Source organism: Corallococcus interemptor, assembly GCF_003668875.1.
Lineage (GTDB): Bacteria > Myxococcota > Myxococcia > Myxococcales > Myxococcaceae > Corallococcus > Corallococcus interemptor.
Map to the genome: position 1 here is coordinate 1 of NZ_RAWM01000057.1, position 26,168 is coordinate 26,168.

23 protein-coding genes are annotated in these 26,168 nt (G+C 69.7%); 10 read left to right on the plus strand and 13 right to left on the minus strand.

What is annotated here, in order from left to right; all coding sequences use genetic code 11:
• From D7X96_RS20695 to D7X96_RS20740, 10 genes are all read right to left on the minus strand, one after another.
• Nucleotides 1-239 (minus strand): WGR domain-containing protein (locus D7X96_RS20695; protein ID WP_121770527.1); only part of this gene is annotated, 239 nt, incomplete at its 3' end.
• Between the two features lie 11 nt (nucleotides 240-250).
• A complete protein-coding gene (locus tag D7X96_RS20700) occupies nucleotides 251-1,225 on the minus strand; it encodes an NAD-dependent epimerase/dehydratase family protein (protein ID WP_121770528.1) in 975 nt (324 codons plus the stop codon).
• Between the two features lie 76 nt (nucleotides 1,226-1,301).
• Entirely contained in the window at nucleotides 1,302-2,489 is a 1,188-nt protein-coding gene (locus tag D7X96_RS20705; protein WP_121770529.1) for a GNAT family N-acetyltransferase, read from the minus strand.
• 71 nt (nucleotides 2,490-2,560) lie between these two features.
• The gene (locus D7X96_RS20710) at nucleotides 2,561-3,760 is read right to left on the minus strand and encodes a DmpA family aminopeptidase (RefSeq protein ID WP_121770530.1); all 1,200 of its coding nucleotides are present in this window, start codon (nucleotides 3,758-3,760) and stop codon (nucleotides 2,561-2,563) included.
• Between the two features lie 11 nt (nucleotides 3,761-3,771).
• Nucleotides 3,772-4,344, minus strand: coding sequence for an imm11 family protein (locus tag D7X96_RS20715; RefSeq protein ID WP_121770531.1), 573 nt, complete (start codon nucleotides 4,342-4,344; stop codon nucleotides 3,772-3,774).
• 5 nt (nucleotides 4,345-4,349) lie between these two features.
• Nucleotides 4,350-5,582 carry an AHH domain-containing protein gene (locus D7X96_RS20720; protein WP_121770532.1) on the minus strand — a complete coding sequence of 411 codons (1,233 nt, stop codon included), beginning with the start codon at nucleotides 5,580-5,582 and terminating at the stop codon, nucleotides 4,350-4,352.
• Nucleotides 5,583-5,694: 112 nt separating this feature from the next.
• Entirely contained in the window at nucleotides 5,695-6,279 is a 585-nt protein-coding gene (locus tag D7X96_RS20725; RefSeq protein ID WP_233609577.1) for an imm11 family protein, read from the minus strand.
• Complete coding sequence (locus D7X96_RS20730; protein ID WP_121770533.1) at nucleotides 6,272-7,504, minus strand: AHH domain-containing protein; 1,233 nt, start codon at nucleotides 7,502-7,504, stop codon at nucleotides 6,272-6,274. Before D7X96_RS20730 ends, D7X96_RS20725 begins: the two co-directional genes overlap by 8 nt.
• A gap of 112 nt (nucleotides 7,505-7,616) precedes the next feature.
• Complete coding sequence (locus tag D7X96_RS20735; RefSeq protein ID WP_121770534.1) at nucleotides 7,617-8,201, minus strand: imm11 family protein; 585 nt, start codon at nucleotides 8,199-8,201, stop codon at nucleotides 7,617-7,619.
• Nucleotides 8,194-9,426: an AHH domain-containing protein gene (locus tag D7X96_RS20740; RefSeq protein WP_121770535.1), complete on the minus strand. Its 1,233-nt coding sequence runs from the start codon at nucleotides 9,424-9,426 to the stop codon at nucleotides 8,194-8,196. The genes D7X96_RS20735 and D7X96_RS20740 overlap by 8 nt, the downstream gene beginning before the upstream one ends.
• A 107-nt stretch (nucleotides 9,427-9,533) precedes the next feature.
• Between D7X96_RS20740 and D7X96_RS20745 the strand changes: the two genes are divergently transcribed.
• Together D7X96_RS20745 and D7X96_RS20750 are read left to right on the plus strand one after the other, a co-directional pair.
• The gene (locus D7X96_RS20745) at nucleotides 9,534-10,106 is read left to right on the plus strand and encodes a dihydrofolate reductase family protein (RefSeq protein ID WP_120549898.1); all 573 of its coding nucleotides are present in this window, start codon (nucleotides 9,534-9,536) and stop codon (nucleotides 10,104-10,106) included.
• A gap of 182 nt (nucleotides 10,107-10,288) precedes the next feature.
• Complete coding sequence (locus D7X96_RS20750; protein WP_121722314.1) at nucleotides 10,289-11,896, plus strand: sensor histidine kinase; 1,608 nt, start codon at nucleotides 10,289-10,291, stop codon at nucleotides 11,894-11,896.
• On the opposite strand, the gene D7X96_RS20755 is transcribed toward D7X96_RS20750, so the two are convergent.
• Nucleotides 11,826-13,400, minus strand: a complete 1,575-nt coding sequence (locus D7X96_RS20755; protein ID WP_120549900.1) for a GspE/PulE family protein — start codon at nucleotides 13,398-13,400, stop codon at nucleotides 11,826-11,828. The genes D7X96_RS20750 and D7X96_RS20755 overlap by 71 nt on opposite strands.
• 89 nt (nucleotides 13,401-13,489) lie before the next feature.
• Here D7X96_RS20755 and D7X96_RS20760 point away from each other — a divergent pair, with 89 nt between their 5' ends.
• The 7 genes from D7X96_RS20760 to D7X96_RS20790 all read left to right on the plus strand — a co-directional run bounded on the left by D7X96_RS20760 (nucleotide 13,490) and on the right by D7X96_RS20790 (nucleotide 23,147).
• Nucleotides 13,490-13,651 carry a hypothetical protein gene (locus D7X96_RS20760; protein WP_171447193.1) on the plus strand — a complete coding sequence of 54 codons (162 nt, stop codon included), beginning with the start codon at nucleotides 13,490-13,492 and terminating at the stop codon, nucleotides 13,649-13,651.
• Entirely contained in the window at nucleotides 13,648-16,602 is a 2,955-nt protein-coding gene (locus tag D7X96_RS20765; protein WP_121770536.1) for an ATP-binding protein, read from the plus strand. Before D7X96_RS20760 ends, D7X96_RS20765 begins: the two co-directional genes overlap by 4 nt.
• The gene (locus tag D7X96_RS20770) at nucleotides 16,599-17,972 is read left to right on the plus strand and encodes a sigma-54-dependent transcriptional regulator (RefSeq protein WP_121770537.1); all 1,374 of its coding nucleotides are present in this window, start codon (nucleotides 16,599-16,601) and stop codon (nucleotides 17,970-17,972) included. Before D7X96_RS20765 ends, D7X96_RS20770 begins: the two co-directional genes overlap by 4 nt.
• Before the next feature lie 159 nt (nucleotides 17,973-18,131).
• Nucleotides 18,132-19,235, plus strand: a complete 1,104-nt coding sequence (locus tag D7X96_RS20775) for a porin family protein (protein WP_121770538.1) — start codon at nucleotides 18,132-18,134, stop codon at nucleotides 19,233-19,235.
• A gap of 9 nt (nucleotides 19,236-19,244) precedes the next feature.
• A complete protein-coding gene (gene acs, locus D7X96_RS20780) occupies nucleotides 19,245-21,209 on the plus strand; it encodes an acetate--CoA ligase (protein ID WP_121770539.1) in 1,965 nt (654 codons plus the stop codon).
• Between the two features lie 38 nt (nucleotides 21,210-21,247).
• The gene (locus D7X96_RS20785; RefSeq protein WP_120549906.1) at nucleotides 21,248-21,526 is read left to right on the plus strand and encodes a DUF485 domain-containing protein; all 279 of its coding nucleotides are present in this window, start codon (nucleotides 21,248-21,250) and stop codon (nucleotides 21,524-21,526) included.
• A 10-nt stretch (nucleotides 21,527-21,536) separates the two neighbouring features.
• Nucleotides 21,537-23,147 carry a sodium:solute symporter family transporter gene (locus D7X96_RS20790; protein ID WP_121770540.1) on the plus strand — a complete coding sequence of 537 codons (1,611 nt, stop codon included), beginning with the start codon at nucleotides 21,537-21,539 and terminating at the stop codon, nucleotides 23,145-23,147.
• 105 nt (nucleotides 23,148-23,252) lie between these two features.
• Here D7X96_RS20790 and D7X96_RS20795 read toward each other — a convergent pair whose 3' ends face one another.
• A complete protein-coding gene (locus D7X96_RS20795) occupies nucleotides 23,253-24,248 on the minus strand; it encodes an alpha/beta fold hydrolase (RefSeq protein ID WP_158626607.1) in 996 nt (331 codons plus the stop codon).
• Between the two features lie 144 nt (nucleotides 24,249-24,392).
• A complete protein-coding gene (locus D7X96_RS20800; RefSeq protein ID WP_120549909.1) occupies nucleotides 24,393-25,157 on the minus strand; it encodes a bestrophin-like domain in 765 nt (254 codons plus the stop codon).
• A gap of 141 nt (nucleotides 25,158-25,298) precedes the next feature.
• On the opposite strand from D7X96_RS20800, the gene D7X96_RS20805 reads away from it, so the two are divergent.
• On the plus strand, nucleotides 25,299-26,153 hold the full coding sequence (locus tag D7X96_RS20805; protein ID WP_120549910.1) for an ion transporter: 855 nt from the start codon (nucleotides 25,299-25,301) through the stop codon (nucleotides 26,151-26,153).
• Nucleotides 26,154-26,168: the final 15 nt, after the last annotated feature.

A 26,168-nucleotide genomic window follows, 5' to 3' on the forward strand; every position in this document is an offset into this window, starting at 1 on the left:
GCCTTCGGGGGCGGCGCGGGCGGGGCCTCACCGGAGGTCACCTCGGCGTAGCCCTCGCGCACCTTCTCCGCGACCTTCTTGTTGTACTCCTTCTGCGCGGCGTCCTCGTCCGGGAACACCTTCTCCTTGCGCTGGCCCGCCGTGCCGATGCGGCCGTAGGTCACGATGAAGGTGGCGCCCTGGAGTTCGGGCACCCAGAACTTGGAGCTGTTGCCGTCGACGAATTCGAACCTGCGCATGGACGCGGAGGTTACTCCAGCTTCGCGGCCAGTGCGCGCAGTCCCTCGTCACGCGACACGCTGCCCGTGTAGCCCAGCTCCAGCCGGGCCTTCTCGTCGCTCACCGTCACCTCCTGGCCCGCGAGCAGCAGCTCCGTGCGCGACAGCGGCGGCGCGCTCTTGAGGCCCAGGAGGTCCCAGACGAAGTCGCTGACCACGGCCACCGTCGCGGCCAGCGCGGTGGGCATGGACCTGTCCCTGGGCTCCACGCCCTGCGTCTTGAGCAGCGCGGTGACGAAGGCGCGGAACTCCACGGGCGGGCCGTCGGTGAGGAAGTACGCCTGTCCCCCCTGCCCCTTCTCCGCGGCCAGGAGCATGCCCTCCACCACGTTGGCCACGTGGCAGGTGGACGTCAGGTAGTGCCCGCCGTCAATCCAGCGGAAGCGCCCGGACTTCACCGCGGCGACCAGCGTGGGCAGCAGGGTGGTGTCCCCGGGTCCCCAGACCATGCGGGGCCGCACGGCGACGGTGGTGAACTCCGGTGAGCTGACCTGGAGCACGAGTCGCTCGGCCTGGCCCTTGGTGGACGGGTACGGGCCCACGAGGCGCTCGGGCAGCGGGTGGGTTTCGTGGAGGTTCTTCATGGGGCCGCCGTCCACCAGCACGGCCTCCGTGCTCACGTGCACGAAGCGCTTCACGCCGGCCGCGCGCGCCGCCTCCAGCACGGCCTCCGTGCCGCGCACGTTGGCCTCGTAGAAGGCCGCGCGGGGGCCGGACAGCTTCACGTGCGCGGCGGAGTGGAAGACGGTGTCGCAGCCCTCCATGCCCAGGCGCAGGCGCTCCGGATCCAAGAGGTCGCCCTCCCACGGTTCGCCGCCCGCGGCCTGGACGGCCTCCATGGCGGCGGGAGAGCGGGCCAGCGCGCGCGCCGGTTCTCCGCGCTTCGCGAGCGCCTTGAGCAGGTGCTTCCCGACGAACCCCGAGCCACCGGTGACGAACGCGCGCACGTGTGAAGCCTCCTGACGTCCGAGGACGCCGCTCCTACCACTCCCGGAAGGGGCCCGGGTAGCCCGGGCCCGCGCGTCAGAACATGTCGCGCAGGGAGGGCGCGGGCCCGGAGAACAGGGCGCTGGCCGTGTCGAGCGACGCGTCGTCCGCGCTCAGCATGCCGGCGAGCTGGAGCGCCCGGGGCGTGAGGAAGCCGGTGTAGAGCGGGGCGAGGGCGCGCACGTGCACCTTGAGGTTTCCGTCGCCACCGGGCCGGACGCGGGCGGTGCCGCCCTCCACCTCCAGCACGAAGCGCCCCGTGTTCTCCGGGAGGAGGTCGTCCTCCACGTCCAGGTGGAGCGCGCCGGAGAGGCCGCGAGGGAAGCCGCGCGCCTCCAGCGACTTGGGGACGTCCAGCAGGCGCGTCATCCAGTGCATGGAGAGCTTCACCTGGTAGGTCTGTTCACGCAGCAGCGCGAGGAGCGGTTCGTCCGCGCCGCCGAACCACATCACGTCCCGCGCCAGCGAGCGGTGGTCGCCGAGGAAGCGCAGCAACCGGCGCGCGGCGGCGGGCGTGGTGGCGGTGAGGTCCGTGAGCTTGACGGCCTGCGTGGGCACGGCGCCCTGGGGCGAGAGGCCGCGCACGAGGTACACGTAGCCCTCGATGCCGGAGGCGCCCTCCACGACGTAGCCATAGGCGGTGTCGTTGCGGGGCGTGCGCACGCGCCGCCAGATGTAGTCCCCCCGGTCCAGCCAGCCGTGGTGCTGCGCGGCGAAGCGCCGGTAGCACGCCTCCACCGCCGCGTCGTCGGACGGGCGCATGGGGCGAAGGGACAGCGAGCGTTCCCCCAGCTCCAGCGAGGCCGCGTCCACGTGGATTTCGTAGCGCGCGCCGGAGACCTCGTAGCCCACGCGCCGGTAGAGCGGCTGGGTCGCGGGATAGAGGACGGAGAGGGGGGCGCCCTCGTCGCGCATCTCGCGCAGGAAGTGATGGAAGAGGCGCGTGGCGGCGCCGGCGCCCCGGTGCGCGGGAGCGACGCCCACTCCGCCCACGCCGATGAGGGGCACGGAGCGCCCGCCGAGGAACTGGCCCATGCGGATGAGGGTGAGCGTGGCGGCCACTTCGCCGTTCACGCGCAGGATGCGCAGGGAGGACTCGGAGAAGTTCTTGCGCACCACGGTCTCGGAGTCCGCGAGCGGCATGGCGAACGCCTGCGCGATGATGTCCGCGATGGCGGACAGCTCCTGTTCATCCCTCGGTGGTCCGTAGGCGTCCTTCTCCATCCCGCATCCCCTTGCTTGACGTCAGGCGGCGCGAGCATGGCGCAGCGGATGGAGCGCGGGGAAGCGCGCTGTCACTTCGTGGGCTTCGGGGGCAGGCGACCGTACTTCCGCAGGGCCTTCACCAGCCGCTCGGGTGGCAGGCCATGGACGCGCACGTTCTGGAAGCCGGTCATCGTGTCGGAGGCGAGCATGGAGTTCAGGATGGCCTCCTGGGTGGCCTGCACCGTGGCTTCGAAGAGGGGCGTCATCCGCTCGTTGTCGAGCATGGAGACGGGCGCGACCTCCGTGGTGCTCACGGGCTGGGTGGAGAAGGCGAGGAAGATGTCGCCGGAGGAGTTCTCTCCCAGGCCGCCCATCTTCCCGATGCCGAGCGGCACCCGGCGGGCCAGGCGGTCCAGTTGGTGCGGCAGGAGCGGCGCGTCGGTGGCCACCACGACGATGATGGAGCCCATGCCTTCTGGCGGGGGCGGACCGGCGCTGGCGCGCTTCGAGCACGGCGGAAGGTTGGCGCGGTAGGGACCTTTCGGCGCGGTGTCTCCGAAGTAGCAGGAGCGCAGGTCGGGGATCTCCTCGCCCACGGGAGCGCCGGCGACGGAGAAGAGGCGGCGGCTGCCGTAGTTGCATTGCACGAGCACGCCGACGGTGTAGCCGCCCTGCTCCGCCGGCAGCTTGCGGGAGGACGTGCCGATGCCGCCCTTGAAACCATGGCAGATCATCCCCGTGCCGCCGCCCACGGAGCCCTCCGCGACGGGGCCGGGACGCGCGGCGTCGAGCGCCTGCATCGCGTGCGGGGGCCGGACGTGGAAGCCATCGATGTCGTGCAGGAAGCCGTCCCAGGTCTCCGCGACGACGGGGAGGCCCAGCTCCCAGGTGAGGTCGCGCTTCTGGGCCCAGGTGATGACGCCTTCGTGCACGGCGCCCACGGCGTGGGTGTCGCTGATCATCACGGGGCCGGAGAGCAGGCCGGATTCCTTCACCCAATGGGAGCCGGTCATCTCACCGCTGCCATTGAGGTCGAAGGTCGCCGCGAAGACAGGCTGGGCAATGGCCTCCCGGCCACGAGGCAGCACGGAGGTGACGCCGGTCCGGACGGAGGTGCCGGTGTTCAGCGTGACGTGGCCCACTTCCACGCCCTTCACGTCGGTGATGGCATTGAGCGAACCCGGCTGTCCGCCGAAGGGGATGCCCAGGTCACTGGACCGGGGACGCGCGGTGCTTGTGATTGGCAGGAGGCACAGCAGGCCCAGGAGGACGGCGGGACGAAGTTCCATGGGCCCGGGTTCTACACTTCGACGAACTGACCGCCCACGATGCCGGTCTGTTCCAGGGCGGCCTTGAGCTGTCCATCGACGATGATGGGCAGGAGGTATCCCCAGGGACGGAAGACGGCGGCGCCGCCCACCTTCGAGGCGTCGATGCGCAGGCCGGAAACGACGTGGTACTCCCCCACCTTGTCGGGACGTCCGTCCTCGGGCGTCCAGCGTCGTGCCTCTTCACAAGCGGCATCGTCGATGCAGCGGATCACGCGCATCACGTTGAGCAGGTAGAAGGGCTCGGCCTGCCCCTGGATTTCCACCGGGAAGAGTTGAACGTCGTCCGGGGCCAACTCCCGGAACACGGATGCGATGCGGCCACTGACGATGGGCGTTCCGGCCACCGTCGTCTTGTCGAAGTCCAGCGCCTGGCCAGGCCGGGACAGCGGCACACGCAGCGGCCCAGGCTCGGTGACGGCCTTCCCGGACACGAACGCCCAGATATCCGGAACCGTCTTTCCATTCAGGCCGGTGGGCTCCCGCAGATACCAGCGGCCCGGCGCGTCGATGTCGAAGTCGAGTTCGAAGAAGTGTCGCGGCATGGTGGCTACCCCTGCGGGTTCTTCGTGACGAGCTTCCGCAGCTTGGTTCCCGCAGTCACGAGCTCTCTCGCGATCCTCGCGAGTTCGTCAACCAAGGCGGCCCGGCATTGCCCGGTGTCCTGGCATCCCTGCATGGCGAGCCGGAGCCGGCGCAGCACTTCTACATGGTACTCGCGAGGATGAGGCCCCCGGTGCCCCTGGATGCGCACCTGATTCGCGGCATCGGAGAGTTTCAGTCCGGCGGACTGGAAGATGTCTTCGAAGATGGGTGTCCAGGGTCCACCTGACTGCTCTGACACCTCGTTCTTGTCCGTGCAGATGTGATGAACATCTCCCTCGGGGTCGCCCTGGATTCCGCCGCCCCCGGGCCCCATGGCGACGGCCGCCACGGCGGTGGGCGCCAACGTGACGTTGAGCACTCCCGCTGAGGACACGGAAATGGACCGCACCTCACCGGCCAGCGCTCTCGACAGCTGGAATCCACCCTCCACCTCCGCCCTCAACGCCGCCTGCGGGAAGCCCGGCAGCCTTGGCCCCTGCGCGGCCATCGCGCTCCTGCCACCGAGCGCCGTCATCGCGACGATGACCAGGACCCGCGCTCCGTTGGCTCCCAGGACACGCCCGAAGCGATGCCCAGCCTCCTTGAGGCCGGCCACGTCCCGCGCATCCCGCGACTCGTCCATGAGCCGCAAGAACGCCTGCCCCATGTTCCACACAGGCCCTGTTCCCAGATACGCGATGAGCGAAGCCGTCAGCACCACCGCGACCAGCTTGGTGATGGGCTCCGGTGCGACCAACATCACCATCGCGGTGCCGATCATCGTCGTGACCATGGCCCGCAGCGCCACGGGATCCAGCAGGTCCTCCACTGCCTCCGCCACTCCTTCCCAGACCGTGTCGAGCGCGAAGGAGAGCGCCAGCCTCCGCCGCTCCATCGGGTCCAGGGAGAAGCCATCACTCAAACGGAGCACCTGCCGGCCTTGAGCCCCCGCGACGATGCTTCCCACCGACGCCAGCAACGAGCGCCGGCCGTCCTCCCGGAGCGCGACGTCCAGCTTCAGCTCGAGCACCAGCTGCGTGACCGCGTCCTTGAACGCCTCCTCGTCAATCCGGACCGGCCGCGTCTCCACCGGCGTATAGGCAATGGGCCGGCCCCGCCCCGTGTCGAGATTCACCACGCGCGTCGTCGCGCAGCCCGCCGTCAGCCACAGCAGCACGGCCATTGCCCAGAGCTTCATGCGCCCTCCACGCTGATCGCATCGGTCAGCCCCACGTGTCTCGCTTGCCTATCGAACGGCAAGCTTCCATTGAAGCGGAGCACGGCGGGACGGAGTTCCATGGGCCCGGGTTCTACACTTCGACGAACTGTCCTCCCACGATGCCGGTCTGTTCCAGGGCGGCCTTGAGTTCTCCATCGACGATGAGAGCGGAGCGAAGTCCCCATGGGCGGAACACGCGCTCGTCAGCGACCCTGGCTTTGTCGATACGCAGCCCGGCAACGTACTTGTATCCCCCGACCTTCTCGGGCTGCCCGTCTTCAGGAGTCCAGAGCTTGAACTCTTCACTCGCGGCCTCATCAACGCACCGGACCGTGCGCGCCGCGACCAGGAGGAAATAGGGCTCGACCTGTCCTTCAACCTGCACCGGGAAGAGCTGCACGTCGTTGGGGGCCAGCGCGCGAAAAACTTCTGCGGCCCGAGTACTGAGAACGGGCGCGACCCCTACGCCAGTGGTGGTGAAGTCCAGGGCAATCCCAGGACGGGAGAGCGGAATACTCAGCGGGCCCGGGTCGGGGATGGGCGTCCCACGCGTGAACACCCAAGGATTATCCAGTGGCTGACCGTCGAGGTGGGTCGGTGTCTTGAAGTACCACCGCCCCGGCACATACACGTCGATGCACAGGTCGAAGTACCGCCGCTTCATCGCGTCAGGCATCGGGATTCCGGGTGATGAGCTTGCGCAAGCGGGTGCCTGCGGTTGTCAGGTCTTTTGCGATGGCCGCCAGGACGTCCACCAGCGCAACCCGGCACTGCGCGACGCCTCGACATTCTGCCATCGCCAAGCTGAGTCGATTGAACACTTCTTGATGGTACTCCGCAGGATGAGGTCCTCGGTGCCCGTTGATTCGAACCAAGTTCGCCGTGTCATTCAGACTCATTCCCGCCTGTTCGAAGAAAGATTCAAAGAGCGGCGTCCAGGGTCCACCTGACTGCTCAGACACCTCGTTCTTGTCCGTGCAGATGTGATGAACATCTCCCTCGGGGTCGCCCTGGATCCCTCCGCCTCCAGGTCCCATGGCGACGGCCGCCACGGCGGTGGGAGCCAACGTGACGTTGAGCACTCCCGCTGACGACACGGAGATGGACCGCACCTCACCGGCCAGCGCCCGCGACAGCTGGAATCCACCCTCCACCTCCGCCCTCAACGCCGCCTGCGGGAAGCCCGGCAGCCGTGGCCCCTGCGCGGCCATCGCGCTCCTGCCACCGAGCGCCGTCATCGCGACGATGACCAAGACCCGCGCTCCGTTGCCCCCCAGCACGCGCCCGAAGCGATGCCCAGCCTCCTTGAGGCCGGCCACGTCCCGCGCATCCCGCGACTCGTCCATGAGCCGCAAGAACGCCTGCCCCATGTTCCACACAGGCCCTGTTCCCAGATACGCGATGAGCGAAGCCGTCAGCACCACCGCGACCAGCTTCGTGATGGGCTCCGGTGCGACCAACATCACCATCGCGGTGCCGATCATCGTCGTGACCATGGCCCGCAGCGCCACGGGATCCAGCAGGTCCTCCACTGCCTCCGCCACTCCCTCCCAGACCGTGTCGAGCGCGAAGGAGAGTGCCAGCCTCCGCCGCTCCATCGGGTCCAGGGAGAAGCCATCACCCAAACGGAGCACCTGCCGGCCTTGAGCCCCCGCGACAATGCCTCCCACCGACGCCAGCAGCGAGCGCCGGCCGTCCTCCCGGAGCGCGACGTCCAGCTTCAGCGCGAGCACCAGCTGCGTGACCGCGTCCCTGAACGCCTCCTCGTCAATCCGGACCGGCCGCGTCTCCACCGGCGTATAGGCGATGGGCCGGCCCCGTCCCGTGTCGAGGTTCACCACGCGCGTCGTCGCGCAGCCCGCCGTCAGCCACAGCAGCACTGCCATTGCCCAGAGCTTCATGCGCCCTCCACGCTGATCGCATCGGTCAGCCCCACGCGTCTCGCTTGCCTATCGAACGGCAAGTTTCCATTGAAGCGGGGCACGGCGGGACGGAGTTCCATGGGCCCGGGTTTTACACCTCGACGAACTGTCCTCCCACGATGCCGGTCTGTTCCAGGGCGGCCTTGAGTTCGCCATCGACGATGAGCGCGGGCCGCCATCCCCACAGACGAAACACCCGTTCGTCAGCGACCCTTGTCTTGTCGATACGTAGTCCAGCGATGGCCAGATACTGGCCCACCTTCTCGGGTTGCCCGTTCTCTGGCTTCCAGAGTTGAACCTCTTCACTCGCCACTTCATCAACGCAGCGAACCGTACGCGTTGCGACCAAGAGGAAATAGGGCTCGGGTTGGCCCTCGACCTGCACGGGGAAAAGCTGCACGTCGTTGGGGGCCAGCGCGCGAAAAACTTCTGCGGTCCGAGGACTGAGAACGGGCGCGACCCCTACGCCAGTGGTGGTGAAGTCCAGGGGCTTCCCAGGACGGGAGAGCGGAATACGCAGCGGGCCCGGGTCGGGAATGAACACCCCATCCGTGAACACCCAGGGGTCATCCAAGGGCTGACCGTCCACATGGATCGGTGTCTTGAAGTACCAGCGCCCCGGTACGTACACATCGATACACAGGTCGAAGAACCGTCGTTCCTTCACATCATGCATCGGGATCCCTGGTGATGAGCTTTCGCATGCTTGTGCCCGCGGTCGTCAGGTCCTTCGCGATGGATGTCAGGACGTCCACCAACGCAGTCCGGCACTGCGCGACGCCTCTGCATTTCGCCATTACCTGGCTGAGTCGATTGAACACCGCTTGATGGTACTCCGCAGGATGCGGCCCTCGGTGTCCGTTGATCCGCACCAGATTCGCGGGGTCGTTGAGGCTCATCCCCGCCTGTTCGAAGAACGGCTCGAAGATGGGTGTCCAGGGTCCACCTGACTGCTCTGACACCTCGTTCTTGTCCGTGCAGATGTGATGAACATCTCCCTCGGGGTCGCCCTGGATTCCGCCGCCCCCGGGCCCCATGGCGACGGCCGCCACGGCGGTGGGCGCCAACGTGACGTTGAGCACTCCCGCTGAGGACACGGAAATGGACCGCACCTCACCGGCCAGCGCTCTCGACAGCTGGAATCCACCCTCCACCTCCGCCCTCAACGCCGCCTGCGGGAAGCCCGGCAGCCTTGGTCCCTGCGCGGCCATCGCGCTCCTGCCACCGAGTGCCGTCATCGCGACGATGACCAGGACCCGCGCTCCGTTGGCTCCCAGGACACGCCCGAAGCGATGTCCCGCCTCCTTGAGGCCGGCCTCGTCCCGCGCATCCCGCGACTCGTCCATGAGCCGCAAGAACGCCTGCCCCATGTTCCACACAGGACCTGTTCCCAGATACGCGATGAGCGAAGCCGTCAACACCACCGCGACCAGCTTGGTGATGGGCTCCGGTGCGACCAGCATCACCATCGCGGTGCCGATCATCGTCGTGACCATGGCCCGCAGCGCCACGGGATCCAGCAGGTCTTCCACTGCCTCCGCCACTCCCTCCCAGACCGTGTCGAGCGCGAAGGAGAGCGCCAGCCTCCGCCGCTCCATCGGGTCCAGGGAGAAGCCATCACCCAAACGGAGCACCTGCCGGCCTTGAGCCCCCGCGACGATGCCTCCCACCGACGCCAGCAACGAGCGCCGACCCTCCTCCCGGAGCGCGACGTCCAGCTTCAGCGCGAGCACCAGCTGCGTGACCGCGTCCTTGAACGCCTCCTCGTCCATCCGGACCGGCCGCGTCTCCACCGGCGTATAGGCGATGGGCCGGCCCTGCCCCGTGTCGAGGTTCACCACGCGCGTCGTCGCGCAGCCCGCCGTCAGCCACAGCAGCACGGCCATTGCCCAGAGCTTCATGGCACCGCCTCCTCCGGGATTGCCGTGCAGGCAACCAGCCAATGCCTTTCTAACAGGTGCTCCCGCCCAGCCGGTGCTAAGCCCTGGTTTCCGGAGGAAGCACGCCCATGCGGAAACTGACCTATTACGTCGCCACTTCGCTCGACGGCTTCATCGCCTCGCCCACCGGTGCGTACGACTACTTCAGCACGGAGCCGGACTACTTCGACGCCATCGCCGCCGAGTACCCGGAGACGCTCCCCGCCGGCTACCGCGCCTTCAAGGGCATCACCGGCCCGGGCAGGCACTTCGACACCGTGCTGGAGGGCCGCAACACCTATCAGGTCGGACTCGACGCGGGCGTCACCAACGCGTACCCGCACCTGGACCACCACGTCTTCTCCCGCACCCTCACGAAGAGCCCCGACCCCGCCGTCCACCTCTCCAGCACGCCGCTCGCCACCGTGCGCGAACTGAAGGCGCGCGACGGCCTGGGCATCTGGCTGTGCGGGGGTGGCGCGCTCGCCGCCGAGCTGATGCCTGAAATCGACGCGTTCATCATCAAGGTGAACCCCGTCATCGTCGGCCAGGGCATCCGCCTCGTCGAAGCGGGCTTCGCACCCCACCGCCTGCGCCTCACAGGCACGCGCACGGTCGACTGTGGCGTCGTCTTCCTGAGCTACGACCACCTCAAGCCCTAGCCCGGCCGCCCCGTATTGGACCTGGGGACAATGCGGCCTTGAAAATCCACGGGTTCTCCACGCAGGGTGTGAGCTTCCGCTCTGCTCGGAAGCCCGGTCTCCCGGCAGGGTTGGATGGTGGATGGATCCACTGCACCGTTCCCCCCCGCTGTCCCCTCCCCGTGCGTTACTCTGGACCGTCTATGAGAAGTCCCCTGGACGACAGCCAGCCTCCCTCGTCCGCCAGCGGTGGCGACATCGCGTTCGCGCATCCCAGCGCGGCCCGGGACATGGCCACCCAGCTGCGCCTGTTCATCGACAGCGTGAAGGACTACGCCATCCTGACGCTGGATCCGGCGGGCCTCATCATGAGCTGGAACACCGGCGCCGAACGCATCAAGGGCTACCAGTCCGAGGAGATCCTCGGCCAGCACTTCAGCCGCTTCTACCCGCCCGAGGACGTGGCCCGCGGCAAGCCCCAGCAGCACCTGGACATCGTCTGCCGCGAGGGCCGCTTCGAAGAGGAGGGCTGGCGCGTGCGCAAGGATGGCAGCCTCTTCTGGGCCAACGTCGTCATCACCGCGATGCGCGACTCACAGGGCCAGCTCGTGGGCTACGGCCAGGTGGTGCGCGACTTCACCGAGCACAAGCAGGCCCAGGAGCAGCTCTTGCAGAGCGAGGAGCGCTTCCGCCTGCTCGTCGAGCAGGTCCAGGACTACGCCATCTACATGCTCGACGTGGACGGCCGCGTGTCCACCTGGAACGCCGGCGCCGAGCGCTTCAAGCAGTACAAGGCCGAGGAGATCATCGGCCAGCACTTCAGCCGCTTCTTCCCCCCGGAGGACGTGGCGCGGGGCAAGCCCTGGTACGCCCTCCAGGTGGCCGCCCGGGAAGGCCACTTCGAGGAGGAGGCCTGGCGCGTCCGCAAGGACGGCAGCCTCTTCTGGGCCAGCGTCGTCGTCACCGCGCTGCATGACCCGGCGGGCAACCTCCGGGGCTTCGCCAAGGTGACGCGCGACATCACCCAGCGCAAACAGTCCCAGGAGCGGCGCGAGCTGGAGATGCTGCGCGACGCCGTGCGCGCCCGCGACGAGTTCCTCTCCGTCGCCTCGCACGAGCTGAAGACGCCGCTCACCCCGCTGCAGCTCAAGCTCACCGCCCTCTTGCGCACCGTGGAGAACAACCCCTCCGCCACGCTGCCCGTGGAGCGCATCTCCCGCGACCTGGAGGTGGCCCGCCGGCAGGTGCGCAAGCTGTCCGACCTCATCGAGGACCTGCTGGACGTGTCGCGCATCAGCATGGGCCAGCTGCGACTGGACCGGGCGCCCATGGACCTGGCCTCGCTCGCGCGCGACGTGGTGGCCCGCTACGCGCCCCAGTCCGCGCAGGTCGGCTGCGTCGTCACGCTGGAGGCCCCCACCCCCACCCCGGGCCACTGGGACCGGTCCCGGGTGGATCAGGTCATCACCAACCTGCTCACCAACGCGCTCAAGTACGGCGCGGGCAAGCCCGTCCACATCCGCGTGCGCATGGAGGCAGGGCTCGCCGTGCTGAGCGTGAGGGATGAGGGCATCGGCATCCCGATGGAGGACCAGCCGCGCGTCTTCGAGCGCTTCGTGCGCGCGGTCTCCGAGCGCAACTACGGCGGCCTGGGGCTGGGCCTCTTCATCACCCAGCAGATCATCGAAGCCCACAATGGCATCGTGCAGGTGCGCAGCGCGCCCGGCGAGGGCTCGACGTTCACCGTGATGCTGCCCCCGGGCCCGGACCTGCCGCCTGAGCCTGGAGCTGGCGCTCCTCCCGAGCCGTGAGGATGTAGCGGTAGGGCACCACGCGCGTCAGCTCATGCAGCGTGGTGACCCCGTCCTCCACCTTCGCCAGCGCGTCCTCCACCAGCGTGCGGAAGCCCTTCGCCCGGGCGTGCTGGCGCAGGCGGACCCCCGGCGCCCCGGTGGCGATGAGCAGCTGCAGCTCCGGGTCCACCACCAGCAGCTCGAACAGGCCCACGCGTCCCTTGAAGCCGGTGTGGCGGCACGCCTCGCAGCCCTGCCCCGCCCGGGGCTGCACGCCGTCCAGGAGCGGCCCCAGCAGCGCCAGCTGGTCCGCCGTCGGCGCGGCGGGCGCGGAGCACTCCGGGCAGATGCGCCGCACCAGCCGCTGCGCCAGCACCGCGAGCAGCGCCTCCGCGATGTCGCCGTCCTCCAGCTTCAGCCCGCGCAGGCGGCTCACCGCGCCAATGGCATCCGCCGTGTGCAGCGTGCCCAGCACCACGTGCCCCGTGGCCGCCGCCATCAGCGCGGTGCTGCCCGTCTCCAGGTCGCGGATCTCCCCCACCAGCATCACGTTGGGGTCCTGCCGCAACAGCGCGCGCAGGAGCGTCAGGTGCGGCATCTGCGGCGACACCTGCTTCTGGTTCACCTTGGGGACCACGTACTCGATGGGGTCCTCCGCGGTGATGATCTTCTTGCGCCCGTCGTTGAGCCGCGCCAGCGCCGCGTACAGCGTCGTCGTCTTGCCGCTGCCCGTGGGCCCCGTCACCAGCACCAGCCCCTCCGGATTGCCCAACAGCCGCAGCACCGTGGCCTGCAGCTCCGGCGTCATCCCCAACTTCTCCACCGGCACCAGGCCCACCGTGGCGTCGAGCAGGCGGATGACCACGTCCTCGCCCGCCGGGGAGGGCACCACGCTCACGCGGAAGTCCACGAACTTCCGCCCGCCGTCCCATTCATAGAGCGCCCGCAGGCGGCCGTCCTGGGGGCGCCGCTTCTCCGAGATGTCCAACCCCGCCATCACCTTGATGCGGCTGACCACCTCCGGCAGCGAGTCCGGAGAGATGTCCGTGTACGTCTGGTGGAGGATGCCGTCGACGCGGTAGCGCAGGTCCACGTCGTCCGTGTAGCTCTCCACGTGGATGTCGGACGCGTTCTGCGCCACCGCCACCTGGAGCACGTGGTTCACCAGCTCCACCGCGGTGGGGCGCTGTGACAGCGGCGTGCCCGCCTTCAGCACCACGTCCACCGACGCGTGCACGCCCGCGCCGAAGCCCACCTCCAGCGCGGAGTCGATTTCGTAGCGGTTGAGCCGCACGGGCCGCACCGGCCGGCGCAGGAAGTCCGCGATGCGGTAGCGCACGGACTCGTCCCCCGGGTCCAGCATCGCCACCGTCACCGGCTCCGTGTCGTTGGCCGCGTCCACCTTGCCCATCACCGCGACGCCCAGGCGGCGGCAGAAGGACTCGGGGAGCAGGCGCAGCGATTCACGGTCCAGCGTGAACTGGGGCAGTTCGGAGAACGGGGGCACGTCCGGGGGAGCCATGGCCCGCCGGCTTATCACGGCCCCCCGCGAGGCCCGCCAGGGCTGCTATCCTTCAAGGCATGTCGCGGCCCCCCGCGGACCCTCCCGCCATGCCGTCGTTGCTGGTGTTCGCCGTGGCGGTGCTGCTGTTCGGCTCGCCGCTGCGCAGGCTCTGGCTGGCGGAAGGGGCGCCCGCGTCGCTCCCCTTCCTCGTGTGGCTGGGCGTCATCGCCCTGGGCGGGTGGGTGGCGCACCGGAGCCTGCGTCCATGACGCTGGGGCCAGGCCCGCTCGTCATCGCCTCCGTGGCCTACCTGTGCGCGCTGTTCCTGGTGGCCTACGCGGCGGAGAAAGGCCGCATCTCCCCGCGCATCACCCAGCACCCGCTCACGTACGCGCTGGCCCTGGGTGTGTACGCGACGTCGTGGTCCTACTTCGGCAGCGTGGGCTACGCGGCCCGCCACGGCTTCCGCTACCTGGGCATCTACCTGGGCCTCACGCTCGCGTGCCTGCTGGCCCCGGTGCTGTGGCGGCCGCTGTTGCGGCTGACGCGGGAGTTGCAGCTCACCTCGCTCGCGGACCTGCTGGCCTTCCGCTACCCCGGACAGGTGACGGGCACGGCGGTGACGCTGTTCGCGCTGGCCGGCAGCCTGCCCTACCTGGCGCTCCAGATTCGCGCCGTCGTGGAGTCCGCGCGCCTCTTGAGCCCCGCGGCGTCCCCCGCGCTGGTGGGGCCCGGCTTCTGCGGCGTGCTCATCGTCTTCGCGCTCCTCTTCGGCGCGCGCCACCCCGCCCCTCGCGAGCGGCATGAAGGGCTGATGCTGGCCATCGCCTTCGAGTCGGGCGTGAAGCTGCTGGCGCTGCTCATCGTCGCGGGCTGGTGCGTGGTGTCCGTCTTCGGCGGCGTGGGCGGGCTCAACGCCTGGCTCACCCTGCACCCGGAGGCGGTGGAGGCCCTTCAGCGCCCCGCGCGCGACGCGTCCTGGGCGCCCTTGCTGGTGCTCTCCACCATCGCCGCCTTCCTCACGCCCCGGCAGTATCACGTGGCCTTCACGGAGGCGCCGGAGCGCGACGGGCTGGCCACCGTCGCGTGGGCCTTCCCGCTGTTGATGCTGCTGATCAACCTGGCGGTGCCCGTGCTGCTGTGGTCCGGCGAAGCACTGGGCCTGCCCTGGCCCGCGGACTTCCACGTCCTCTCCGTGCCCATCTCGAAGGGCGCCCCGCTGCTGGCGCTCGTCGCGTTCCTGGGCGGCGTGTCCGCGGCGAGCGCCATGGTCATCGTCACCACGCTCGCGCTCGCGCCCATGTGCCTGACGCACCTGGTGCTGCCCCTGGGCACCGCACGCGGACGCGACGACCTGTACGGGTGGCTGTTGTGGGCGCGGCGCGTGCTCATCGCCGCCGTCATCCTCGCGGGCTATGGCTTCTACCGGCTGCTGAACACGCGGGCCATGGGCCTGGTGGACCTGGGGCTCGTGTCCTTCGTCGCCACCGCGCAGTTCGCGCCGGGCGTGCTGGGCCTCCTCACCTGGCCCAAGGCCACGCGCGCGGGGCTGCTGGCGGGGCTGCTGGCGGGCGGGACGACGTGGGCCCTCACCCTGATTGCGCCGCTGTGGGAGCCGCCCTCGCTGGTGGCGTGGACCAACCAGCTCTCCGTGAAGCTGGGCTTCAGCGCGGACGAGCCCTGGGGCTTCGCCACCTTCACCTCGCTGGCCCTCAACGCGCTGTGCTTCGTGGCGGTGTCGCTCGTCACGCGTCAGTCCGCGGAGGAGCGCGAGGCCGCGCGGGTGTGCGCGCGCGAGGCGCCGGGCCTTGCCGAGGGCAGCGTAGCGGCCAGCTCCCCGGAGGAGTTCCGCCGGCAGCTGGAGCCCGTGCTGGGCGCGCAGGTGGCCGCGGCGGAGGTGGAGCGCGCGCGCGAGGCGCTGGAGCTGTCCCCCGACGAGCGCCGCCCCGCGGAGCTGCGCCGCCTGCGCGATGGCGTGGAGCGCAACCTCTCCGGCCTCATCGGCCCGGTGCTGGCGCGGCTCGCGGTGGGCGAAGCGCTGCGGCTGGACCCCGGCACGCGCACGGCCCTGGCGGATCAGCTGCGCTTCGTGGAGGAGCGGCTGCGCGACGCGCGCGACATGCGCGGCCCCTTGCGCGAGCTGGAGGTCGTGCGCCGCTACCTCTACCGCATCCTGGAGGACCTGCCCCTGGGCGTGTGCGCCATGGGCCCGGACGGCGAGGTCGTCATCTGGAACGCCGCGCTGGAGGCGCTGTCGGGCGTGCCCATGGACTCCGCGCGGGGCCAGCCGCTCGCGCGCCTGCCGGAGCCGTGGGGCCCCCTGTTCTCCGGGCTCGCGCGCGCGCCGGGCGGCGACGACGGGGCACGCGTGATGGTGGGCGGGAAGCAGCGCTCGCTGCGCCTGCACCGCTCGCGGCTCGCGCCCTCGGACGGGGCCAATGGCGCGGAGACGGGCATCACGTTCCTGGTGGAGGACTGGACGGAGCGCAAGGCGGTGGACGCGCGGCTCGCGCACCAGGACCGGCTGGCGTCGCTGGGCCGGGTGGCCGCGGGCGTGGCGCATGAGATTGGCAATCCACTCACCGCCATCGCCAGCATCAGCCAGAACCTCAAGTATGAGCTGGAGGACCCGGAGGCCGTGCGCGAGCGCGTGGGGCTCATCCTCCAGCAGTGCCGCCGCATCGACGCCATCGTCCGGGCGCTGGTGGGCTTCGGCCACGCGGGCACGGTGGGCGGTGAGTCCCGGCCCTTCACGCGCGTGGCGGTGGGCCCGCTGCTGGCGGAGGCCTCGCAGCTGGCCCGGCTGTCGCGCAAGGCGCGTGACGTCTCGTGCACGCTCCAGAGCCCGGAGGGGCTGGAGGTGCGCGGCGACGCGCAGCGGCTGGAGCAGGTGCTGGTGAACCTCTTGACCAACGCCATCGACGCGTCGCCCGCGGGCTCGCGCGTGGACCTGTTGGCGGAAGCCTCGGGAGACCAGGTGCGCATCCAGGTGGAGGACCGGGGACACGGCATCGCCCCGGAGCTGTCGCAACGCATCTTCGAGCCGTTCTTCACCACCAAGCAGCCCGGCGAAGGCACCGGCCTGGGCCTCGCGCTGGTGGAGGGCATCGTGCGCGAGCACGGCGGCGCGCTGAGCATCGAGGGCCGCCCCGGCGGCGGCACCCGCGTGACGCTCAGCCTGCCCCGCGCGGACGCGCTGAAGCAGGAGGCCTCCGCTTGAGCCGCATCCTGATCATCGAGGACGAACCCATCATCCGCACGGAGCTGCGAAGGCTGCTCACCCGCGCGGGCCACGACGTGGCGGAAGCGGGCGCAGTGCCAGAGGCCGCCGCCGAGCACGCGCTGGACGCCTTCGACCTGGTCATCTCCGACCTGCGCCTGCCCGGGCCGCCGGGCACGGACATCATCGCGCTGTGTCCGGGCGTGCCGGTGCTCATCATGACCAGCTTCGCCACGGTGAAGTCCGCCGTGGACGCGATGAAGCTGGGCGCGGTGGACTACATCGCGAAGCCCTTCGACCACGACGAGCTGCTGCTCCAGGTGGAGCGCGTGCTGCGCGAGGGCCGCCTCACCCGCCAGAACGCCGCCCTCAAGCGCGAGGTGGAGCAGACCTGGTCCCCCGGCGGCATGGTGGGCAACTCCCCCGCCATGCGCGACGTGTTCGAGCGCGTGCGCAAGGTGGCCCCCTCCGCCGCCACCGTGCTGGTGCTGGGCGAGTCCGGCACCGGCAAGGAGCTGGTGGCCCGCGCCGTCCACGCGCAGAGCCCGCGCGCGGAAGGGCCCCTCATCGCGGTCAACTGCGCCGCCATTCCGGAGGGCCTGCTGGAGAGCGAGCTGTTCGGCCACGAGAAGGGCGCCTTCACCGGCGCGCAGGCCGCGCACGCGGGCCTGGTGGAAGCGGCGCACGGCGGCACGCTCTTCCTGGATGAGATTGGGGAGCTGCCCGCGCCCGCGCAGGCGCGTCTGTTGCGCATGCTCCAGGACGGCGAGGTGCGGCGGGTGGGCGCCACGCGCTCGCGCAAGGTGGACGTGCGCATCCTCGCGGCCACGCACCGCGACCTGCCCCGCCGCGTGCAGGAGGGGCTGTTCCGCCAGGACCTCTACTTCCGCCTGCGCGTCGTTGAAATCCGCCTGCCCCCGCTGCGCGAGCGCGGCGAGGACGTGCCCGCGCTGGCGAAGCACCTGCTGGAGCGGGCCTGCCTCCGCATCGGGCGCCCGCCCGCCTCGCTGTCTCCAGATGCGCTCGCCGCCATCGCCCAGCACCCGTGGCCGGGCAACGTGCGCGAGCTGGAGAACGCCATCGAGCGCGCGGTCATCCTCGCGGACGGGCCGCTCATCACCGCCGACCTGCTGGCCCTGGAGCCGCCGGGCGGACCGGGCGTCCCCGCGCTGGAGGAGACGGACTTCCCGCCCGTCCCGGCCAGCGAGGACCCACGCTCGCCCGACTCCATGGAGGAGTACTTCCGCCGCTTCGTGCTGGAGCACCAGGACCGCATGGGCGAGACGGAGCTGGCGCGCCGGCTGGGCATCAGCCGCAAGACGCTCTGGGAGAAGCGCCAGCGGCTGGGCATCCCGCGCACCCGCGCCTGACACCGCCACCCCGGGTGTTACGACGCGCTGCACGAATCGTTACGGGGGGTAACGTCCTGTCACCTTCCGCCACATCCTGACGCGCCGAGCCAACCTCCAAGGTCCTGAAACCCGGAGCGCGCCCGGGTGGAACGGGCGTTGCTCAGGGGATGGGGACCCATGCGCCCCATCCCCCATGCCCTGTCGCGGTTGTTGGTGCTCACGGCCCTGCTGACCGCGTTGCCGGCGGCGGCGGGCAAGATTCAGTTGGGCGAGGACGCGGTCCTCAACGTGGACGTGCTGCTGCATCCGCAGATGCAGCTGGTGAAGGACGGCGCGCCCACGGGCGGCGTGGGGACTGACTTCTTCCTGCGCCGCGTGCGGCTGCTCGTCTTCGGGTCCATCACGAAGAAGCTGTCGTTCTTCATCGACACGGACCAGCCGAACTTCGGCAAGAACGGCGACTACAGCGTCGCCTTCTACATCCAGGACGCCACGGTCGCGTACGAGTTCGCCGACAAGACGTGGGTGGAGGCGGGCTTCATCCTCGCGCCGCTGTCGCACCACGCGCTGCAGGGCGCCATCGCGCTCCAGACGGTGGACTACCACTCCGAGCTCATCCGCTACCCGCCAGGCGTGGGCAAGGTGTGGCGCGACATGGGCGTGCAGGTGCGCGGCTTCGCCGGCCCCTGGACGTACCGCGCCGCCATCCTCAACGGCGTGGAGGGCGCAAAGCTGGAGAACGGCCAGACGGTCAACGCGGACGACCTGCCGCGCGTCGTGGGCCACGTCCGCTACAACGTCTGGGGCCACGAGACCGACCAGTTCCTGCGCGGCATCTACTTCACGGACCAGCCGATGCTGTCCTTCGGCGTGGGCGGGGACTACCAGTACGGCGCCATCGCGACCGCCTCCGGCGTGCACGACGCGGTGGCCCTGGCGGCGGACGTGTTCCTGGACATCCCCGTGGGGGACAACCAGGAGTTCGTCTTCCAGAGCAACGTCTTCTCCTGGCAGCAGGGCTTCGACAACGTGCGCAGCGGCACCGGCTTCTTCGTGGAGCTGGGCTACCGCATCGGCATCGTCCAGCCCGTCTTCACCGGCGAGTACTTCAACGGCCGCGTGGACGCCACGGACCTGCTCACGTTCAGGCCCGGCCTCAACCTCTGGTTCCAGAACCACACCTTCAACCTGAAGACGGAGGTGGCCGTGTCGCGCGCGGGAGACCTCGCCCACGCGACCACGGGCATCACCGGCACCGCCCAGCTCCAGCTCTTCTACTGAGGACGCCCCATGGCCACCGACACGGACTCGCTCTTCCAGCCCAAGGAAGCCTTCCGCCGTACCGCGCACGTGCAGAGCCTGGAGGAGTACCAGCGCCTCTACCGCCAGAGCCTGGAGGCCCCGGACGCCTTCTGGGGTGAACAGGCCAGGCAGCTCACCTGGTTCCATCCGCCGGAGTCCATCCGCGAGGTGAACGAGCAGGCCGCGGACTTCGCCTGGTTCGTGGGCGGCAAGCTCAACGTGACGGTCAACTGCGTGGACCGCCACGCGAAGGCGCGCCCGGACAAGGCCGCCATCCTCTGGGCGAAGAACACGCCCGGCGAGTATGAGACCGTCACCTTCCGCGACCTCGCCCACCACGTGAACCGCCTGGCCAACGTGCTCAAGGCGCACGGCGTGCGGAAGGGGGACCGCGTCATCGTCTACCTGCCCATGATTCCGGAGCTGGTGTACTCGCTGCTCGCGTGCGCGCGCATCGGCGCGGTGCACTCGGTGGTGTTCGCGGGCTTCTCCGCGGACTCGCTGCGCGAGCGCGTGCTGGACTCCGGAGCCAAGGTCGTCATCACCGCCAACGAGGGCCCGCGCGGCCCCAAGAGCGTGGCCACCAAGGCCATCACCGACGAGGCCCTGGAGGGCCTGTCCCAGGTGACGTCCGTGCTCGTCGCGCGCCGCACGCCCAGGGAAGTGCCCATGCGCGAGGGGCGCGACCACTGGCTGGACGTGGAGGTCCAGAAGCACCGGGGCGTCTGCCCCGCCGAGTGGATGGACGCGGAGGATCCGCTCTTCATCCTCTACACCTCCGGCTCCACCGGGAAGCCCAAGGGCGTGCTGCACACCACCGGTGGCTACCTCGTCTACGCGAACACGACGTTCCGCTACATCTTCGACACGCAGCCGGACGACGTGCACTTCTGCACCGCGGACGTGGGCTGGGTGACGGGCCACTCGTATCTCGTGTATGGCCCGCTCAGCACCGGCACCACCACGGTCCTCTTCGAGTCCACCCCCACGTGGCCGGACGCGAGCCGCCTCTGGCAGGTGGTGGACGACCTGAAGGCCACCACGCTCTACACCGCGCCCACCGCGCTGCGCTCGCTGATCAAGGAGGGCGACGCGTTCGTGAAGAAGTCCTCCCGCAAGTCGCTGCGCCTCCTGGGCAGCGTGGGCGAGCCCATCAACCCGGAGGTCTGGCGCTGGTTCCACGACGTGGTGGGCGAGGGCCGCTGCCCCGTGGTGGACACCTGGTGGCAGACGGAGACGGGCGGCATCCTCATCGCCCCGCTGCCCGGCGCGACGCCCGCCAAGCCCGGCAGCGCCACCCTGCCCTTCTTCGGCGTGGAGCCGGTGCTGGTGGATGAAGAGGGCCGCAAGCTGGAGGGCAACGGCGTCAGCGGCAACCTGTGCCTCGCGCGCTCGTGGCCGGGACAGGCGCGCACGCTGTACGGACACCACTCGCGCTTCGTGGAGACGTACTACGCGCGCTTCCTGCCGCTGTACTTCACGGGCGACGGCTGCCGCCGCGACGAGGACGGCTACTACTGGATCACCGGCCGCGTGGACGACGTGCTCAACGTGTCCGGCCACCGCCTGGGCACCGCCGAAGTGGAGAGCGCGCTGGTCGCCCACGAGGCCGTCGCCGAGGCCGCGGTGGTGGGCTTCCCGCACGACCTGAAGGGCACGGGCGTCTGCGCCTTCGTCACGGTGAAGCCGGACTTCGTGCGCACCCCGGACGAGAAGATGGTGGGCACGCTGCGTGAGCAGGTGCGCCACGTGATTGGCCCCATCGCCACGCCGGACCGGGTGGTGCTGGTGTCGGGCCTGCCCAAGACGCGCTCCGGGAAGATCCTGCGCCGCATGCTCCGCAAGATCGCTGGCGGCGAGACGGAGAACCTGGGTGACGCGAGCACGCTCGCGGACCCCGCCGTGCTGGATGAGCTGCTGACCAAGGGCCTGCCGCCGGACGCCCGCCGCTGAACCCCCATCCCTTTCACGCTTCACAAGGAGGAACACCGATGCACGGCAATTCCAAGGACGAGGCGTTGAAGGCGCTCGCCGCGAGGCGCTGGCGCGTGGCGGGCGCGCTGACGGTGGCGATGCTCGTCGCCTACCTGGGCTTCATCCTGCTGGTGGCCTTCAACCGGCCGCTGATGGGGCATCAGTTCGTGCCGGGGCTGTCCGTCGGCATCGTGCTGGGGGCGCTCACCATCCTCTTCGCCTGGGTGCTGACGGGCGTCTACATGAGCTGGGCCAACAAGAAGTACGACAGCGCCCTCGACGAGCTGCGCCGCTGAAAGGCCAACCATGAATCCCACGACCGCGGGCACGCAGCTTGGCCAGCCCAACACCACGGCCATCGTCTTCTTCCTCCTCTTCGTCAGCATCACGCTGGCCATCACCTACTGGGCCGCGCGCAAGACGAAGACGACGTCGGAGTTCTTCGCCGCGGGCGGCGGCATCAGCGCGGGGCAGAACGGCTTCGCGCTCGCGGGCGACTTCATGAGCGCCGCCAGCTTCCTGGGCATCGCGGGGCTGGTCGCCACGTCCGGCTTCGACGGGCTCATCTACTCCGTGGGCTGGCTGGTGGGCTGGCCGGTGGTGACCTTCCTCATCGCGGAGCCGCTGCGAAACCTGGGCAAGTACACCTTCGCGGACGTGGTGGCCTACCGCCTGAAGCAGACGCCGGTGCGGCTGTCCGCCGCGGTGGGCACGCTCACCGTCGTCGTCTTCTACCTGATTGCCCAGATGGTGGGCGCGGGCAACCTCATCCGCCTGCTGTTCGGCCTCTCGTATGAGACGGCCGTGGTCATCGTGGGCGCGGTGATGATCCTCTACGTGCTCTTCGGCGGGATGATCGCCACCACGTGGGTTCAAATCGTGAAGGCGGTGCTGCTCTTGGGCGGCGCGACGGCGCTGGCGGTGTCGGTGCTGTGGCAGTTCGGCTTCAGCCCGGCGGCGCTCTTCAGCGAGGCGGTGAACCGCTACGGCCCGGAGGCGCTGGCGCCGGGCAAGCTGGTGTCCAACCCGCTGGAGACCCTCTCCCTGGGCCTGGCGCTGATGTTCGGCACGGCGGGCCTGCCGCACATCCTGATGCGCTTCTACACGGTGCCCAACGCGAAGGCGGCGCGCACCAGCGTCTTCTACGCCACGGGCCTCATCGGCTTCTTCTACCTGGTGACGTTCATCCTGGGCTTCGGCGCGTCCGTGCTGGTGGGCCGTCAGGCCATCGTGAGCGTGGACAAGGGCGGCAACATGGCGGCGCCCATGCTGGCGGAGGTCGTGGGCGGCACGGGCTTCCTGGGCTTCATCTCCGCGGTGTCCTTCGCCACCATCCTCGCGGTGGTGGCGGGCCTCACGCTGTCAGGCGCGGCGGCGCTGTCCCATGACCTGTGGTCCAGCGTGGTGCGCAAGGGACACGCGCCGGAGGCGGAGCAGCTGAAGGTGGCGCGCATCGCCAGCCTGGCGCTGGGCATCCTGGCCATCATCCTGGGCGTCGTCTTCAAGAACCAGAACGTGGCCTTCATGGTGGGCCTGGCGTTCGCCATCGCCGCGAGCGCGAACTTCCCCGCGCTGCTGTTGTCCATGCTGTGGAGGAACTTCACCACCAAGGGCGCGGTGGCCAGCATGCTGACGGGGTCCATCAGCGCGGTGCTGCTCATCTTCCTGTCGCCCACGGTGCAGGTGGAGCTGCTCGGCAACGCGTCCGCCGTCTTCCCGCTGAAGAACCCGGGCATCGTCACCATCCCGCTGTCCTTCATCGTGGGCTGGGTGGTGTCGCTGCTGGCGCCGGAGGCGGAGGCCTCCGCGCGCTTCGCGGAGGTGGAGCACCGCATGCACGTGGGCGCGGCGGTGACGCCGCCTCCGGTGACGGTGCCGGTGCCCACGGGCCTCCCGGAGGTTCCGCAAAAGATTTGAGGCTGCTCGGCCGTCCTTCACGGTTTCTTCCTCGGCGTGGAGGACAGGGCGGAACCCGGGAGTTTCCAAAGGGGCTCGGGTTCCGCCTTTCTTTTTCCCCCGTGACTACTTCCCGCGCGTGAGCGGGAGCACGTCGTTCACCAGGTGCACGAGCACCTTGCCGGGTTCCTCTTCGTGCACCATGTGCGCGGAGTCCTCGAACCAGACGAGCTTCTTCGACGGAGCCTGGACGGTGGGGAACCAGGCCTCCAGGAGCTGCGCGGACACGGTGCGGTCGTGCCGGCCGTGGAAGAAGACGACGGGCACCGCGAAGCGGTGGGCCTTCGTGAGGTTCATCTGGGAGATGGGCCCCCAGAACCTCTCAAGGCTCAGGTCCAGGCCCGCGTCGCGCGCGTCCATGTCCTTGCCGGTGACGTCCGGGCTGTAGCGCCAGACCTGGGCGCCGTGCCAGTCCGGCGCGCGCCAGCCGTGGGCCTCGTAGTACGAGCGCCAGCGGCGCTCCTTGTGCAGGTTGGCCAGCGTGCGCGCGGGGTCCTTCGGGTCCGGGAACGGGGCGATGGACTCCAGGTCCGCGACGGCCTTCTTGTTGCCGTCCGCCTTCGCCGCGGCGAGCGTGGCCTCGTAGCCCAGGACCTCGTTCCTCGGCACGTCCAATCCCTGACCGATGCCCACGTACGCGTCGAACCATTCCGGGTGCTTCTGGACGAGCCTCACGCCCAGCAGCGTGCCCCAGCTGTGGCCCACGAGCACGATGCGCTTCTTGCCGTACGTCTTGCGCAGGTACGCGATGACCTCCTCCGCGTCCGCGACCATGCGGTCCACCGTCATGGTGGGCTTCACCTTGTCCGGCGGGTTGAGGGCATACGTCTTGCCTGCGCCGCGCTGATCCCAGTGCGCGACGGTGAAATATTCCTCCCATTCGCCCTGGTAGAAGTACGCGGCGGGCAGCGCGGTGAAGCCCGGCCCGCCGTGCAGGAAGAGCAGCAGCGGGTTGTCCTTGTGGCGCCCGCGCACGGAAATCCACTGGTCGATGCCGCCGATGCGCACGGCCTCCGCCTTCTCGATGCCATCCGTGAGCACGTTCCTACGGGCTTCCCGCATGACCTCCTGCGGCGTGGGCGCTTCGCCAGCGATGGCCGGGAGGGCTGTGAGCGACAGGCCGACAAGGGAGAGGGAAATGGTGTCTTTCAGGGTTCGCATGCCCCCTGAACGGACGACCCCCGCCGCCGATTGCCTTTGACGTGGTCAGGGATGGGCGCGCAGCTGTTCCTGGAGCGAGCGCAGCGGCTGCTGGTCCACGCGGATGCGGCCTCGCGTGGGGAGGTCCAGGTCCAGCAGGGTGAACATCACGGCGGTCAGGATGACCACGAACAGGGTCCAGGAGAGCAGCCCGCGCACCTGTGCCTCCGGCCGGTACCCCAGGAGCACGCCGGAGCCGAGCATCCCCACGAGCAGCAGGACGAAGATGGTGGTCGGGATGAGGTTGTGGGCCGCCGCCAGGCGCTCATCGGAGACGTCGAACACGTCATTCATCGCCTGGGTGACGAGGATGAGCACGGGAGCCTCCACGCGGGGCGCCAGCGCCTCCAGCCGAGCCCAGAGCTCCGACTGGAGCGACTTCGACTCCTGGAGCTTCGTCGCGAAGAGGGCCAGGTCTCCCACGGCCTGGTACCCCTCCAGGCGGAGGTCGGTGTAGCGGCGCAGCCGGGCGCGCAGCTCGTCGCGTGCGGGCTCGGGCAGGTAGCCGAGGCGCAGGTAGAGCGTGCCGATGGCGTTCGACTCCTTCACCACGAGGGTGCGGCGCAGCGAGTACCGGTCGGAGGCCATGGAGAAGGAGAAGGCGAGCAGGAGCGCCACCAGCCCGAGCACCGACGCCTGGAGCGCCGACGCATCCCCGAGCCCCGGCTTCCGGTGGCTGAGCCGGTGGCCGGACTCCAGGCTCAGGAAGAGCAGGCCCATCACCATCAGGGCCAGCAGCCACACCGGGATGGCGTCGAGGATTTGCAACATGCGCCAGAGCCGCTCCAAGCCATGGACAGGGCGCCCGGGAACCTTGGGCCGCGACCCGGCCCTGGCAATCCAGCCGCCGGTCCAGGCCACCAGGACGCTGTTGAACGTTCCCAGGGGGATTGCGCCTAAGCTGCGCGGCCCGTGGACCGCCCTTCCGAACAGAGCCCGCCGAGCGGCTTTCGCGCCCGCCTGCACACCATCATCTTCGAAGCGGACACGCCGGCGGGCAAGGCGTTCGACGTGGCCCTCCTGTGGGCCATCGTGTTCAGCGTGGCGGCGGTGATGCTGGAGAGCGTCGCGCAGGTGCGCACCGGCTACGGCCCCTGGCTGCACGCGGCCGAGTGGGTCTTCACGGTGCTGTTCGCGCTGGAGTACGTGCTGCGGCTCATCGCGGTGCGCCAGCCGCTGCACTACGCGCGCAGCTTCTTCGGCATCGTGGACCTGATGGCGCTGTTGCCGTCATTCCTCAGCGTGCTGATTCCCGGCGCGCAGACGCTGCTGGTCATCCGGGTGCTGCGCCTCTTGCGCGTCTTCCGCATCCTCAAGCTGGGGCACCTCTTGGGTCAGGCGGAGGTGCTGCTCACGGCGCTGCGCGCGAGCCGCCCCAAGATCATCGTCTTCCTGGGCACGGTGCTCAGCATCGACGTCATCATGGGCGCGGTCATGTACATGGTGGAGGGCGAGGAGCACGGCTTCGACAGCATCCCCCGGTCCATGTACTGGGCCATCGTGACGATGACGACGGTGGGCTTCGGGGACATCACGCCCAAGACGGTGACGGGGCAGTTCCTCGCGTCCATCCTGATGGTGATGGGCTACGGCATCATCGCGGTGCCCACGGGCATCGTGTCGGTGGAGCTCGCCAACGCCACGCGTCAGCCGGTGAATACCCAGGCGTGCCCCGGTTGTGGCGCACAGGGTCATGACGGGGATGCGCGCTATTGCAAAGTCTGCGGCACGGCATTGGACTTCGGCCCCTCGCGGCCCACCGGGTGAATCTGTCTAGGATGG

What these genes read in the sequence shown, in the direction of transcription:
- D7X96_RS20730 (WP_121770533.1), bottom strand. Translation starts at nt 7,504, where the DNA reads ATGAAGCTCTGGGCAATGGCAGTGCTGCTGTGGCTGACGGCGGGCTGC.
- D7X96_RS20765 (WP_121770536.1), top strand. Translation starts at nt 13,648, where the DNA reads ATGACGCTGGGGCCAGGCCCGCTCGTCATCGCCTCCGTGGCCTACCTG.
- D7X96_RS20710 (WP_121770530.1), bottom strand. Translation starts at nt 3,760, where the DNA reads ATGGAACTTCGTCCCGCCGTCCTCCTGGGCCTGCTGTGCCTCCTGCCA.
- D7X96_RS20775 (WP_121770538.1), top strand. Translation starts at nt 18,132, where the DNA reads ATGCGCCCCATCCCCCATGCCCTGTCGCGGTTGTTGGTGCTCACGGCC.
- D7X96_RS20745 (WP_120549898.1), top strand. Translation starts at nt 9,534, where the DNA reads ATGCGGAAACTGACCTATTACGTCGCCACTTCGCTCGACGGCTTCATC.
- acs (WP_121770539.1), top strand. Translation starts at nt 19,245, where the DNA reads ATGGCCACCGACACGGACTCGCTCTTCCAGCCCAAGGAAGCCTTCCGC.
- D7X96_RS20705 (WP_121770529.1), bottom strand. Translation starts at nt 2,489, where the DNA reads ATGGAGAAGGACGCCTACGGACCACCGAGGGATGAACAGGAGCTGTCC.
- D7X96_RS20740 (WP_121770535.1), bottom strand. Translation starts at nt 9,426, where the DNA reads ATGAAGCTCTGGGCAATGGCCGTGCTGCTGTGGCTGACGGCGGGCTGC.
- D7X96_RS20755 (WP_120549900.1), bottom strand. Translation starts at nt 13,400, where the DNA reads ATGGCTCCCCCGGACGTGCCCCCGTTCTCCGAACTGCCCCAGTTCACG.
- D7X96_RS20785 (WP_120549906.1), top strand. Translation starts at nt 21,248, where the DNA reads ATGCACGGCAATTCCAAGGACGAGGCGTTGAAGGCGCTCGCCGCGAGG.
- D7X96_RS20715 (WP_121770531.1), bottom strand. Translation starts at nt 4,344, where the DNA reads ATGCCGCGACACTTCTTCGAACTCGACTTCGACATCGACGCGCCGGGC.
- D7X96_RS20800 (WP_120549909.1), bottom strand. Translation starts at nt 25,157, where the DNA reads ATGTTGCAAATCCTCGACGCCATCCCGGTGTGGCTGCTGGCCCTGATG.
- D7X96_RS20790 (WP_121770540.1), top strand. Translation starts at nt 21,537, where the DNA reads ATGAATCCCACGACCGCGGGCACGCAGCTTGGCCAGCCCAACACCACG.
- D7X96_RS20750 (WP_121722314.1), top strand. Translation starts at nt 10,289, where the DNA reads ATGAGAAGTCCCCTGGACGACAGCCAGCCTCCCTCGTCCGCCAGCGGT.
- D7X96_RS20725 (WP_233609577.1), bottom strand. Translation starts at nt 6,279, where the DNA reads ATGCCTGACGCGATGAAGCGGCGGTACTTCGACCTGTGCATCGACGTG.
- D7X96_RS20735 (WP_121770534.1), bottom strand. Translation starts at nt 8,201, where the DNA reads ATGCATGATGTGAAGGAACGACGGTTCTTCGACCTGTGTATCGATGTG.
- D7X96_RS20760 (WP_171447193.1), top strand. Translation starts at nt 13,490, where the DNA reads ATGCCGTCGTTGCTGGTGTTCGCCGTGGCGGTGCTGCTGTTCGGCTCG.
- D7X96_RS20795 (WP_158626607.1), bottom strand. Translation starts at nt 24,248, where the DNA reads ATGCGGGAAGCCCGTAGGAACGTGCTCACGGATGGCATCGAGAAGGCG.
- D7X96_RS20720 (WP_121770532.1), bottom strand. Translation starts at nt 5,582, where the DNA reads ATGAAGCTCTGGGCAATGGCCGTGCTGCTGTGGCTGACGGCGGGCTGC.